Annotated in this window: 11 protein-coding genes; 3 read left to right on the top strand and 8 right to left on the bottom strand. The window is 52.8% G+C overall.

The features are described 5' to 3' along the window. Positions 1–25: 25 nt before the first annotated feature. The 8 genes from rseP to rpsB all read right to left on the bottom strand — a co-directional run bounded on the left by rseP (position 26) and on the right by rpsB (position 8123). Positions 26–1381, bottom strand: a complete 1356-nt coding sequence (rseP, locus tag SJI19_RS22005; RefSeq protein WP_323480409.1) for a sigma E protease regulator RseP — start codon at positions 1379–1381, stop codon at positions 26–28. 20 nt (positions 1382–1401) lie between these two features. Then, positions 1402–2259 (bottom strand): phosphatidate cytidylyltransferase, encoded by an 858-nt coding sequence (cdsA, locus tag SJI19_RS22000; protein ID WP_323480408.1) that lies wholly within the window; start codon positions 2257–2259, stop codon positions 1402–1404. 9 nt (positions 2260–2268) lie between these two features. Next, entirely contained in the window at positions 2269–3030 is a 762-nt protein-coding gene (ispU, locus tag SJI19_RS21995; RefSeq protein ID WP_323480407.1) for a (2E,6E)-farnesyl-diphosphate-specific ditrans,polycis-undecaprenyl-diphosphate synthase, read from the bottom strand. A gap of 311 nt (positions 3031–3341) precedes the next feature. After that, the gene (gene ispC / locus SJI19_RS21990) at positions 3342–4538 is read right to left on the bottom strand and encodes a 1-deoxy-D-xylulose-5-phosphate reductoisomerase (RefSeq protein WP_323480406.1); all 1197 of its coding nucleotides are present in this window, start codon (positions 4536–4538) and stop codon (positions 3342–3344) included. A 195-nt stretch (positions 4539–4733) separates the two neighbouring features. Then, entirely contained in the window at positions 4734–5291 is a 558-nt protein-coding gene (frr, locus tag SJI19_RS21985; RefSeq protein WP_323480405.1) for a ribosome recycling factor, read from the bottom strand. A gap of 142 nt (positions 5292–5433) precedes the next feature. Next, entirely contained in the window at positions 5434–6159 is a 726-nt protein-coding gene (gene pyrH / locus SJI19_RS21980) for a UMP kinase (protein WP_323480404.1), read from the bottom strand. A gap of 143 nt (positions 6160–6302) precedes the next feature. After that, positions 6303–7160 (bottom strand): translation elongation factor Ts, encoded by an 858-nt coding sequence (tsf, locus tag SJI19_RS21975; protein WP_323480403.1) that lies wholly within the window; start codon positions 7158–7160, stop codon positions 6303–6305. Positions 7161–7397: 237 nt separating this feature from the next. Further along, positions 7398–8123, bottom strand: a complete 726-nt coding sequence (gene rpsB, locus SJI19_RS21970; protein ID WP_323480402.1) for a 30S ribosomal protein S2 — start codon at positions 8121–8123, stop codon at positions 7398–7400. A gap of 460 nt (positions 8124–8583) precedes the next feature. Here rpsB and map point away from each other — a divergent pair, with 460 nt between their 5' ends. The 3 genes from map to dapD all read left to right on the top strand — a co-directional run bounded on the left by map (position 8584) and on the right by dapD (position 13052). Then, positions 8584–9378 carry a type I methionyl aminopeptidase gene (gene map, locus SJI19_RS21965; protein WP_323480401.1) on the top strand — a complete coding sequence of 265 codons (795 nt, stop codon included), beginning with the start codon at positions 8584–8586 and terminating at the stop codon, positions 9376–9378. A 119-nt stretch (positions 9379–9497) separates the two neighbouring features. Continuing rightward, a complete protein-coding gene (gene glnD / locus SJI19_RS21960; RefSeq protein WP_323480400.1) occupies positions 9498–12173 on the top strand; it encodes a bifunctional uridylyltransferase/uridylyl-removing protein GlnD in 2676 nt (891 codons plus the stop codon). Positions 12174–12227: 54 nt separating this feature from the next. Then, entirely contained in the window at positions 12228–13052 is an 825-nt protein-coding gene (dapD, locus tag SJI19_RS21955; protein ID WP_323480399.1) for a 2,3,4,5-tetrahydropyridine-2,6-dicarboxylate N-succinyltransferase, read from the top strand. Positions 13053–13121 lie beyond the last annotated feature (69 nt).

Genomic DNA, 13121 nt, shown 5'->3' with positions numbered 1-13121 from the left:
GTTCTTCCTAACATAATCCCCAGCGCTAGAGCCGAGAGAAATCATTGAAAAGAGCAAGCCCCATTAACAACACCAGTAAAATAGAACCGATGCGATAACTGAAATCCTGCACTCGATCGGAAACCGGCCCTCCCTTTAGCTTTTCTATCGCCAGGAAGAGCAGGTGACCACCATCTAACACCGGTAACGGGAACAGATTGATAATACCCAGGTTGACGCTGATAAGCGCCAGGAACATCAGGTAATACACTATCCCATATTCCGCTGACATCCCTGCGCCTTGGGCAATGGAAATTGGCCCGCTCAGGTTGTTCAGCTTAACATCACCCGTTACCAGTTTACCCAACATACCGACGGTTAACTTCATCAGTTGCCAGGTTTTTTCGCCTGCCTGCTCCCCGGCGGGGAACAGGCCGTACTGGCGTATCGTTTTATATTCCTCGGGCAGAGGTATGACCTGCGGTACCACACCCGCAAAACCTTCCACTTCGCCTTTACCCACCGACTTCACGTCTGGCGTCAACGCAATTTGTAGAAGAACACCCTGCCGTTCGATCTCAACCGATAGAACCTTACCGGGATTATCCCGTACCTGCATGACAAAATCCTGCCAGCGGTCGATGGGCTGGCCACCGACTTTAACGATCTTGTCACCCGCTTGCAAACCGGCTTTTGCTGCGGCTGAAGCGGGTTGTACTTCTGCCAGCACCGTTTTTATCTGCGGGCCGCGGGGACGAATCCCTAATGCAGCAATCGGATCCTGCTTATCCGGTTCGAAAGACCAATGGCGTAAATCGAGAATTTTCCTTTCGACGCGTGACGAGCCGAAAGGCGCAACCCCCACGCTGGTTTGATTGTCGCCAATCTTACCGATCAGTTCCATACGAACCGAATCCCAATCAGGCGTTTCGATACCGCCAACCGACTTAAGTTCCATCCCGGGCAAAATTTCCGCCTGCGCAACGATGGAATTTGGCGTAACTTCACCAATAACTGGCCGATAGCTGGGAACACCGATTAAAAACACCAGCCAATAGGCAAATACCGCAAAAACGAAATTCGCCATCGGCCCGGCGCTGATAATGGCGGTGCGCTGCCAAATTTTTTTATGGTTAAACGCTTCGTGCCGACGTTCGGGCGCGACGCTTTCCACCCTCTCGTCCAGCATCTTGACATAACCACCAAGCGGGATCGCGGCAATAACGTACTCGGTACCACGTTTATCCCGATGGCGCCACAACGCACGGCCAAACCCGATGGAAAAACGCTCTACCGTGACACCACAGCGTCGCGCCACCCAAAAATGGCCGAACTCGTGCACGGTGATCAAAATACCCAGCGCAACGATAAACGCCGCGAGACTCCAGAGAAAGTGCAACATAATAGCGCCTGGCTCCTCGATTAAATAGCCCTAAAAATAAGTAGCATTAAGCAGGCAAAAACGGGTACCGCCGCCGTCAGGCTATCGATCCGATCAAGGATACCCCCGTGACCGGGGATTAAATGACCACTATCTTTGATCCCAGCCTCGCGCTTAAACATGCTCTCGGTTAAATCGCCCAGCACCGAAGCCAGCACAGCAACCACCGAACACGCCAATAAATCTAACGGCAGCGCGTCAAGCGGGGCGTAACGACCGAATAACCAGGAAATTAGCGCTGAGGTCACCAGACCACCGACCAAGCCTTCCCAGGTTTTACCGGGAGAGACTTTCGGTGCCAGCTTATGCCGACCAAAGAGGCGACCAAATAAATACGCACCGGAATCCGCTCCCCAGACCAGCACCATAACGTAGAGTAGCCACCAGGCACCGGTAAACGAATTGACCGAATAGTGATATTGGCGCAAGGCCAGCATGCCGCAGAAAAAAGGAATGATGGTTAATATGCCAAACATCAGCCGCAGCGGGTACGAACGTCGCCAAAAAACGGCTGAGCGAGGATAGAGCAGCACCAGCACCAGCGCGGCAACCCACCACACCAGCGAGCCCTTGAGTGCGTATATTATCACCGGGGCCGACGAATACGGATGGTAAGCCGGAATACTCAGCATCATCAGCGCCAGCAGCAGGCCGCACAGTATCGATAACCAAATCCGCTGGCTGCGGGTCGACAAACCGGCCAGCGGTCCCCATTCCCAAGCCGCCAGCATAGATACCGCAAGCGTCACCAGCGCAAATCCGACCATAGGCAGAAAAAACAGCGCGACGATAACAATAGGTATCAAGATAAAAGCAGTAATCAAGCGAGACTTCAGCAAAAGTTCCCCCTAGGACGCAATGGCATCATTAGGCGTAGCTCCTCCGAAGCGCCGCTCGCGTTGAGCAAATGCATTCAGGGCACCTTCAAAAACATGTTCGTCAAAATCCGGCCACAGAACATCGGTAAAATAAAGCTCGGCATAGGCTATCTGCCAGAGTAAAAAATTACTGATTCGATGTTCTCCACCGGTGCGAATCACTAGATCAACCGGCGCTAATTCATGTAGGCAAACATGTTGGCACAAAGCATCCTCATCAATCTGATCAGGGAGCAACGTCCCTTCGCGCACTTTTTCCGCCAGCTGTTTTACGCCCTGAATAATATCCCAACGGCCACCATAATTCGCAGCGATATTTAACGTAAGGCCATCGTTATTTTGCGTTAGGGCCTCAGAGCGGTGAATTCGTTCTTGCAAACGCCGGCTAAAACGGCTGATATCACCAATTATACGCAAGCGAACATTGTGCTTGTGTAGGCTTTTAACCTCACTATCGAGTGCCCTGACGAACAACTCCATCAACGCGGAGACTTCCTGCATCGGCCGATTCCAATTCTCGCTGCTGAACGCATACAGCGTCAACGCATCAAAATGATGGCTGACGGCAAAACTCACCGAGCGACGGACCGACTTTACGCCTGCCTTATGACCAAAGATACGCAGTTTTCCTCGGCTTTTTGCCCAGCGGCCATTGCCATCCATGATGATAGCGACGTGCCGGGGGGTGGATGATGGCGGAACCATAGCCTCTTGCTGATTTTCGGACGACATAACGCTTACGTATTTCCTCAATAAGAGTACATCCACCCTCTTTCAAATTGCAGGTGCGTGGGCGGTACTCGTTCATCCGAATGACTCCGTAAGCTCCGGATTCTCTCGCTTGCCGCCTTCCTGCAACTCGAAATCTATTGGATATACAACCGGTTTTCCGGAACAATAGGCCCCGAACCTGCAAAAAACCGCGCAATTAACACGGCTCGCTCCTGCTGTACTACGCCATCGTCCCAGGAGACAAGTGGCGCTGACTATATCATTACATCCACATTGGAACAAATCAGGTCACCGCATGCATCCAATGTGAGTTACTGCATAAAATGCGCGCTCTCACGCCTTGCCAGGCTGCGCGCCTCGCCATCCACCGCCACAACGTCATCCACGCTGTGGGGTTCGGTCAATACCATGCGTTCTAGTGTTCTGCGGTTCAGGGAGGCAATATCAGTAAACCGTATTTTGCCCTGTAAAAAAGCCGCTACCGCCACTTCATTGGCCGCGTTCAGCGTGGTGGTCGCCGCCTGCCCCTGCTCAAAAGCATCCATAGCCAGGCGCAGGCAGGGGTAACGCTCTTCGTCAGGCCGTTCGAAGGTCAGCGCGCCGATACGATAAAAATCAAGCGTCGCGACGCCGGAGGTTACGCGATCTGGATACGCCATCGCATGGGCAATAGGCGTACGCATATCCGGCGAGCCAAGCTGCGCAAGCACGCTACCATCGCAATAACGCACCATCGAGTGAATGACCGATTGCGGATGCAGTATCACTTCCATTTGTGCCGCTGACGCATTAAACAACCAGCGCGCCTCGATATACTCCAGCCCTTTATTCATCATGGTTGCCGAGTCCACGGAAATCTTGCGGCCCATTGACCAGTTTGGATGAGCGCAGGCCTGATCGGGCGTCATGGCGGCCAGCTCCGTTAGACACGTTTGGCGAAATGGACCACCGGAACCGGTTAGAACAATACTCGATACGCCATGTTCTTGCAGTGAAGCGTACCCTAATTGATGTTGAAGTGTTTCGGGTAAACTCTGAAAAATCGCATTATGTTCACTGTCGACCGGTAAAAGCTGCGCTTTACTCTCTCGCACCTCATTCATGAATAGCCGCCCACAGGTCACTAGCGCTTCCTTATTGGCCAGCAGCACCGATTTACCGGCACGGATAGCAGCCAGGGTCGGCAGCAGTCCCGCCGCACCCACAATGGCCGCCATGACCTGATCCACGTCATCCAGGGCCGCCAGTTCGCAGGCTGCCTGCTGTCCCGACATCACCTGGGTATCGACGCCAGCCTCATGCAAACGGCGGCCAAGCTCCCGTGCCGATGTCGCATCCGCCATACAGGCGTAAGCAGGACGGAAGGTGAGGCACTGCTCAGTCATCACCTCGATATTTTGCCCGGCGACCAATGCACGCACCCTGAATTTGTCAGGATTTTGTTTTACTACGGACAGGGTGTTGGTTCCAATGGAACCGGTAGAACCGAGAATCGTCAAATGTCTCATGAGGTTACTCTGGACAGTGCTCATTGAAAAAGGTAAGAAGTACGGTAGTCTGAAACGTAGCGCACCGTTTGTCTACGCTGTCACCAACAAAAAAAAACGCCGTAACGCCAAACAATTCATTGATTGGCTGCTACGGCGCTATTATCACGCTGGCAGTGTTTTGTTGTGGCTTGTGTCTACCCTACTGCTGCTAGCTTAAATTTCCATTAACTCTGCTTCTTTATCCGCCAACGCACTGTCGACTTTTTTGATAAAAATATCGGTCAGCTTTTGGATATCGTCCTGTGAGCGACGGTCCTCATCTTCACTGATCTCTTTATCTTTCAACATGGCCTTTACTTTATCGTTGGCATCACGACGCACGTTGCGCACGGATACCCTTCCCTGCTCCGCTTCTGCACGCACCACCTTGATCAGGTCACGGCGACGCTCTTCGGTTAACGCTGGCAGTGGAACACGGATGACGCTGCCGGCCGACGAGGGGTTCAACCCCAGATCGGAGGCCATGATGGCTTTTTCAACGGCGGGACTCAGCGAGCGGTCAAATACCGTGATCGCCAACGTACGCGAATCCTCGGCCACAACGTTTGCCAACTGGCGCAGTGGTGTCGTGGCACCATAATACTCTATCTGTATACCATCAAGCAGGCTTGGAGACGCGCGGCCAGTGCGGATTTTGCTGATGTGGTTTTTGAATGCGTCCACGCATTTTTCCATGCGTATCTCTGCATCTTTGCGGATTTCATTAATCACGTTGCGAACCCTTAAAAGCTGGTTATCCTGGCAGGCTTGGTTAACGTCAAGCCCGTGCTTGTCAAAACCAGCCGTGGCTGGCCTTCACTATAATCGATGTTGCCGTTCATACGGCATAATACTGTAATTCAGCGTTCAATGACTACTTCGTAATAAGCGTGCCTTCTTTTTCACCCATCACCACGCGACGCAGCGCGCCGGGTTTATTCATGTTGAATACACGAATAGGGATATTATGATCCCGTGCCAAGGTGAACGCGGCCAAATCCATCACTTTAAGCTCCTGCTCCAGCACATCCTGGTAGCTCAACTGTTCATAAAGTGTAGCATCAGGATTTTTCACTGGATCGGCGGAATACACACCGTCAACCTTGGTGGCTTTGAGCACCACGTCGGCCTCAATTTCAATCCCGCGCAGGCATGCGGCAGAGTCGGTGGTAAAGAAAGGGTTGCCGGTACCGGCGGCAAAAATCACCACCCGATTATTGCGCAACAGACTGATAGCCTCGGCCCAACTGTAATTATCACATACCCCGTTCAACGGAATGGCGGACATCAGGCGCGTATTGACATAGGCACGGTGCAGTGCATCACGCATTGCCAATCCGTTCATCACTGTCGCCAGCATCCCCATGTGGTCACCAACAACGCGATTCATCCCCGCCTGAGCCAAGCCGGCACCGCGGAACAGATTCCCGCCGCCGATCACCACACCGACCTGAATGCCCAATTCGACCAGCTCTTTCACTTCCTGAGCCATGCGATCGAGGACGCTGGCGTCGATACCAAAGCCTTCTGCGCCTTGCAGGGCTTCTCCACTCAATTTGAGCAGGATACGCTGGTATACGGGTTTTGCATTGGTTGCCATTAGTTCTGTTCCTAAGCAGCGATAACGAGATGGGCGGATCCGACTTCTGTACCGCGTTACGGAGAGTTTATGCGGCAAGAGTCCCCTGACTTTATTTCAGCTCATAAAAATGAACCGCCTGGCGGCGGTTCCGGATAATCATTTTAAGACTGCTTGCTCATGGCGGCAACTTCGGCCGCGAAATCAACTTCAGCTTTTTCGATGCCTTCACCCACTTCGTAGCGGGTAAAGTTGCCGATTTTGGCTTTATGCTCTTCGAGCAGTTGGCCGACGGTTTTGCTCGGATCCATCACAAAATGCTGGCCAGTCAATGAAATTTCGCCAGTAAATTTACGCATGCGGCCTTCAACCATTTTTACAGCGATGTCATGCGGTTTGCCGGACTGCAGTGCGATATCAAGCTGGATCTGGTGTTCGCGGGCCACAACGTCAGCTGGCACATCCTCGGCATGGACATATTCTGGCTTGCTGGCCGCGATATGCATGGCAATGTGCTTAACCAGTTCTTGGTCAGCATCAGTTGCCGCAACCAAAACACCAATACGCGCACCGTGCAGATAGGAACCCAGCACGTCACCTTCAAGGCCCGACACGCGGCGGATATTGATGTGCTCACCAATTTTGGCAACCATCGCAGCGCGTTGTTCTTCAAATTTTGCTTTCAGCACGTCGATATCAGTGATGCGTTCCGCCAGAGCGGCGCTGACCACTTCGTCGCCGAAGGCTTTGAAACCGCCGTCTTTGGCCACGAAGTCAGTTTCACAGTTCAATTCAACGATCACACCGTATTTGCCGTCCTGAGCAATTTTCGTCAGGATAACGCCTTCAGCGGCGACACGGCCGGCTTTTTTAGCGGCTTTGGCTTGACCAGATTTACGCATGTTGTCAATAGCCAGCTCAATATCGCCCTGAGCTTCAACCAGTGCTTTCTTACATTCCATCATGCCTGCGCCGGTACGTTCACGCAGTTCTTTCACCAAGGCGGCGGTAATATCAGCCATTATCTTTTCCTCGTTATCCCATGTGGGGGGATAGGTAAAAAAGAGGGCCTGAGAACAGGCCCTCTAACCAACATCTGTAGAACTTGGTTAACAAGGGCTCTATACCCGTCATCTTTCAAGCTGCGTATGCGCTGCAGTAGCGTGTTCACCTGAATCACTCAGTGAGCTTATCCGGTTCTCTCGCTTGCCGCCTACCCGCAGCTCGAAATTTATTGGGTAAACAAAGAGCATGCCTTATTATTCAGCTTCAACAAAGCTTTCTTCGGCCTGTTCAACCAGATCCTGCGAACGGCCTTCGCGAACAGCGGTGGCAACGGCGGTCAGGTACAAGTTGATGGCACGGATGGCATCGTCGTTACCAGGGATAATGAAGTCCACGCCGTCCGGATCGGAATTGGTATCAACAATGGAGAACACCGGGATGCCCAGGTTGTTTGCTTCTTTGATGGCGATGTGTTCATGTTCGGCATCGATAACAAACAGCGCATCAGGCAGGCCGCCCATGTCTTTGATCCCACCCAGGCTGTTTTCCAGCTTGGCCTGTTCGCGAGTGCGCATCAGCGCCTCTTTTTTCGTCAGCTTCTCGAAAGTGCCGTCCTGGGATTGGATTTCCAGATCCTTTAGACGCTTGATGGACTGACGAACCGTTTTCCAGTTGGTCAACATCCCACCCAGCCAGCGATGATTCACAAAGAATTGATCGCAGCTATTGGCATATTCCTTTACGGCTTCACTTGCCGCACGCTTGGTGCCGACAAACAGAATTTTACCTTTGCGGGAAGCAATCTTGTTCAATTCAGCCAGGGCGTAATTGAACATTGGGACCGTTTGCTCAAGGTTGATGATATGTACTTTATTACGCGAACCGAAGATGAAAGGCTTCATTTTCGGATTCCAGTAACGGGTCTGGTGACCGAAATGTACACCCGCTTTGAGCATGTCGCGCATGGAAACAGTAGCCATGATAAAACCTCTTGTTTAAGTTTGGGGTTATGCCTCCACGTATCCCATACGACCGACCCCGCCAAACTGGCCAAAGCACCCCGGCGCATGTGCCGATACGTGTGTGTAATATACACAATTGAGTTTTCTACCCGCATTTTTCGCACCACTGGTGCGTTGGCTGTGCGCGTTCACCCAAATCACTCAGTGAGCATATTGGGATTCTTTCGTTTGCCACCTTGCCACAACACGAAATCTACGGGGTATTGTTGATCTCACCGACGCATAGGACCAAAATACACTACGCCGATTGTCGGCGCGCTTTATACCATAATCCGCGCCTGGACTCCACTCTTTGTTCAATGCCCTCTGCGGCATCAAATGATAATTTGGTAGTCTGGTAGCTGGACTGATAACATTATCAGCTTACTTTAGTTTAATCTTAATAGTGTCGACTTTCACGCCGACTGCGGATCTCTTTATGGCTATCACAATAAAAAATTCTGACGATATCGCCAAAATGCGCGTTGCTGGCAAACTTGCCGCCGAAGTACTGGAAATAATCGAGCCTCATGTCGTTGCGGGCGTCAGCACTGGTGAGCTCGATCGCCTGTGCCATGAGCATATTACCGTGCACCAACACGCTATTTCCGCCAGCCTCGGATATCATGGTTTTCCAAAATCCGTTTGTATTTCCGTCAATGAAGTCGTCTGTCACGGCATTCCTTCCGACGAAAAAATTCTTAAGGATGGCGATATTATCAATATCGACGTTACCGTCATTAAAGAGGGTTTTCACGGTGACACGTCCAAAATGTTTATCGTCGGCAAGCCAACCATTCTTGGTGAGCGTTTGTGCCGCATTACTCAAGAAAGCCTGTACCTTGCCATCAACATGGTCAAACCGGGTATCCGCCTGCGTACTCTGGGTAAGGCCATCCAGATTTTTGTGGAAGCCGAAGGATTTTCCGTGGTCCGCGAGTATTGCGGTCACGGCATCGGCGTGGGTTTCCATGAAGAACCGCAGGTGCTGCATTATGATGCAGACGATGGCGGCGTAGTGCTGCAACCTGGCATGGCCTTCACCATTGAACCGATGGTCAATGCTGGCGATTGTCGCATTCGCACCATGAAAGACGGGTGGACAGTCAAAACCAAGGATCGCAGCTTGTCGGCGCAATATGAACATACTATTGTGGTGACTGAGGACGGTTGTGAAATAATGACCCTACGTGGGGAAGATACCCTGCCAATGGTCATAAAACACGCGTCCTGACACCTAACCGCGACACGGCCGGCCTGCGGTACTGTCCAGTGCAGTATCATTTTCACTCTCTAGCGGGTAGTCCGGGGCTGGACTGCCTACGGATCTATCGGCTTTAACCTGGACACCCTATGCCGGATAAAATTCTGCAGTATGCTGAACAGCCACAAACCAGCACGCCTGCATCCAAACCCTCGTCGCCGTTGACCTGGCCCGATGAGGCGTTTAATCGCGCCGATCTTAAAAATTGCCTGGACACGTTTAATCGCTGGCTGGCCGACGCCTTTGATGACGGGTTGTCCGCCGAAACATTAATTGACGCCCGCACGCAGTATATCGATCAGTTGTTGCAGCAACTGTGGCGCGTGTACGGTTTCAGCATGGTACCAGAAACGGCGCTGGTGGCCGTGGGTGGCTATGGACGGGCAGAATTGCACCCGTTGTCTGATATCGATGTCCTGGTCCTGAGCCAGGCTGCCCTCACCACTGAGCAGGCTCGGCAAGTCAGCGAGTTGCTGACGCTGTTGTGGGATCTGAAACTCGAGGTGGGCCATAGCGTGCGCACCCTGGATCAGTGCGTACAGGAAGGACTGGCGGACTTAACCGTCGCCACAAATTTGATTGAGTCGCGGCTGATCTGCGGGGATGTGGCTTTATTCCTAAAATTACAAAAAAGCATCTTCAGCGAGGATTTCTGGCCTTCCAGCCAATTCTTCCCGGCCAAGCTGGCGGAGCAAGAGGAGCGCCACCGGCACTATCACGGCACCAGCTATAATCTGGAGCCGGATATTAAAAGCAGCCCAGGCGGCTTGCGGGATATCCATACCTTGTTATGGGTAGCCCACCGCCATTTTGGTGCCACCACAATGGATGAGATGGTGAGTTTCGGTTTTCTGACCCGTGCTGAACGCGATGAGCTTAAGGAATGCCAGAGTTTCCTCTGGCGTATCCGCTTCGCGCTTCATCTGGTGTTAAACCGCTACGATAACCGTCTGTTGTTTGACCGTCAGCAAAGTGTGGCACAGCTGTTGTGCTATCACGGTGCGGGTAATTTACCGGTTGAACGGATGATGAAGGACTTTTTCCGCGTGACCCGTCGCGTAGGTGAACTCAATCAAATGCTACTGCAATTGTTTGACGAGGCGATTCTGGCGCTGGGGCCGGATGATAAGCCACAGCCGCTGGATGACGATTTTCAACTGCGCGGCACGCTTATCGATCTGCGCGATGAAACGCTGTTTGTCCGGGAGCCTGAGTCCATCCTGCGGATGTTCTATCAGATGGTTCGCCACCAACGCATCACCGGCATTTATTCCGCCACGCTGCGTCAACTGCGCTACGCCCGTCGCCACCTGGCGGAACCCTTGTGCAATATTGCGAACGCCCGGCAATTATTTATGGCGATATTACGCCATCCAGGCGCGGTGCAGCATGCGCTGTTGCCGATGCACCGCCATAGTGTGCTCTGGGCCTATATGCCGCAATGGAGCAATATTGTCGGACAAATGCAGTTCGATTTATTCCATGCCTACACCGTAGATGAACATACCATCCGGGTGTTGCTAAAATTGGAAAGTTTCGCTGATGAGCGGGAACGTCAACAGCATCCGCTGTGCGTGGAGCTTTTCCCGCGCCTGGGGCACCAGCATTTGCTGCTGCTGGCGGCGCTGTTTCATGATATTGCCAAAGGGCGCGGTGGCGATCACTCGACATTGGGTGCCAAGGATGCCCTGGAATTTGCGGAATTGCACGGTTTGCATCCGCGCGAAGCGCAGTTGGTGGCCTGGTTAGTGCGTTGCCATCTGGTGATGTCAGTGACCGCCCAACGGCGTGATATTCAGGACCCTGATGTGTTGCGGGAATTTGCCGCCGAGGTACAAACCGAAAGTCACCTGCATTACCTGCTGTGCCTGACGGTGGCCGATATTTGCGCCACTAACGAAACCTTGTGGAATAGTTGGAAACAAAGTCTGCTGCGCGAGCTGTTCTTCGCCACCGAAAAACAACTGCGACGCGGAATGAAAAATACGCCGGATATGCGCGCGCGTATCCGCCATCATCGGATGCAGGCCCTGTCGTTACTGCGTATGGAAAACATCGACGAGGAGGCGCTACACCATCTTTGGAGCCGTTGTCGTGCGGATTATTTCCTTCGCCATTCGCCGAACCAACTGGCATGGCATGCCCGCCATTTGCTACAACACAAGGCCGATGAGCCGCTGGTGCTGATTAGCCCACAGGCGACCCGCGGCGGCACTGAAATTTTTATCTGGAACCACGATCGCCCCTATCTGTTTGCCGCCGTGACCGGTGAGCTCGACAGGCGTAACCTGAGTGTGCATGACGCGCAAATTTTTACCAATCGCGACGGCATGGCCATGGATACCTTTATGGTGCTTGAGCCGGACGGTAGCCCGCTGGCGCCGGATCGGCATCACGCCATCAGTCAGGCGTTACGGCAAACGCTGCAACCCGGTGAATACCAGCTTCCACGCGTACGTCGCCCTTCCCCAAAATTGCGGCATTTCAGCGTGGCGACACAAATCACGTTCCTGCCGGCGCCGTCCGATCGCCGCAGCTACCTTGAACTTATCGCGCTTGATCAGCCGGGCTTGTTGGCGCGGGTGAGTGAAGTGTTTGTTGATTTGGGCGTGTCGCTGCACGGCGCCAGAATTTCCACCATTGGTGAGCGGGTGGAGGATTTGTTTATCCTGGCCGATAGCGATCGGCGCGCGTTGAGTGATGTGATGCAACAGGAATTATCGCGGCGATTGATTGCAGCACTCAACCCCAACGAAAAAATATGATATACCCTTTATCTAACATTTATTTCTTTAGTCAAGACACAGGACCAGGACAGGATGCAGCAATTACAACAGATCATTGAAAATGCCTTCGAGCGGCGCGCGGACATTACTCCGGCCACGGCGGACCGCGTCACAGTGGACGCCGTTCAGCAGATCATTAGCCAATTGGATAGCGGCGCGCTGCGCGTTGCAGAAAAAATCAATGGTGAATGGGTCACCCATCAATGGCTGAAAAAAGCGGTATTGCTGTCATTTCGCATTAGCGATAACCAATTGATAGAAGGTGGCGAGACACGCTATTTCGATAAGGTGCCAATGAAATTCGCCGATTACGATCAGGCGCGCTTCGAACGTGAGGGTTTTCGTGTGGCCCCTCCGGCCACCGTACGCAAAGGTGCCTTTATCGCCCGTAACACCGTGCTGATGCCCTCTTATGTCAATATCGGTGCCTACGTTGACGAAGGCACCATGGTTGATACCTGGGTCACGGTGGGCTCCTGCGCACAGATTGGCAAGAACGTCCATCTGTCCGGCGGTGTGGGCATCGGTGGCGTACTTGAGCCATTGCAGGCCAATCCGACCATTATTGAAGATAACTGTTTTATCGGCGCACGCTCCGAAGTGGTTGAAGGGGTGATTGTCGAGGAAGGCTCGGTGATCTCCATGGGGGTGTTTATCAGCCAAAGCACCAAAATCTACGACCGAGAAACCGGCGAGATCCATTACGGCCGCGTGCCAGCGGGATCGGTGGTAGTCTCCGGCAACCTGCCCTCCAAGGATGGCAGTCATAGCCTCTACTGCGCGATTATCGTCAAAAAAGTGGATGCAAAAACGCGCGGAAAAGTGGCTATCAATGAATTATTACGCACCATCGACTGATATCTCATCGGGTGAATGCACGCAGCCAACGCACCTGCAACCCGAAAGATGACGGGACTCCCTATAGCT

It is taken from the genome of Acerihabitans sp. TG2 (genome assembly GCF_035013185.1).
Taxonomy (GTDB): Bacteria; Pseudomonadota; Gammaproteobacteria; order Enterobacterales; family Enterobacteriaceae; genus Acerihabitans.
The sequence above is the reverse complement of the archived record's forward strand: the minus strand, read 5'-3'. Positions and strand labels throughout refer to the sequence as shown.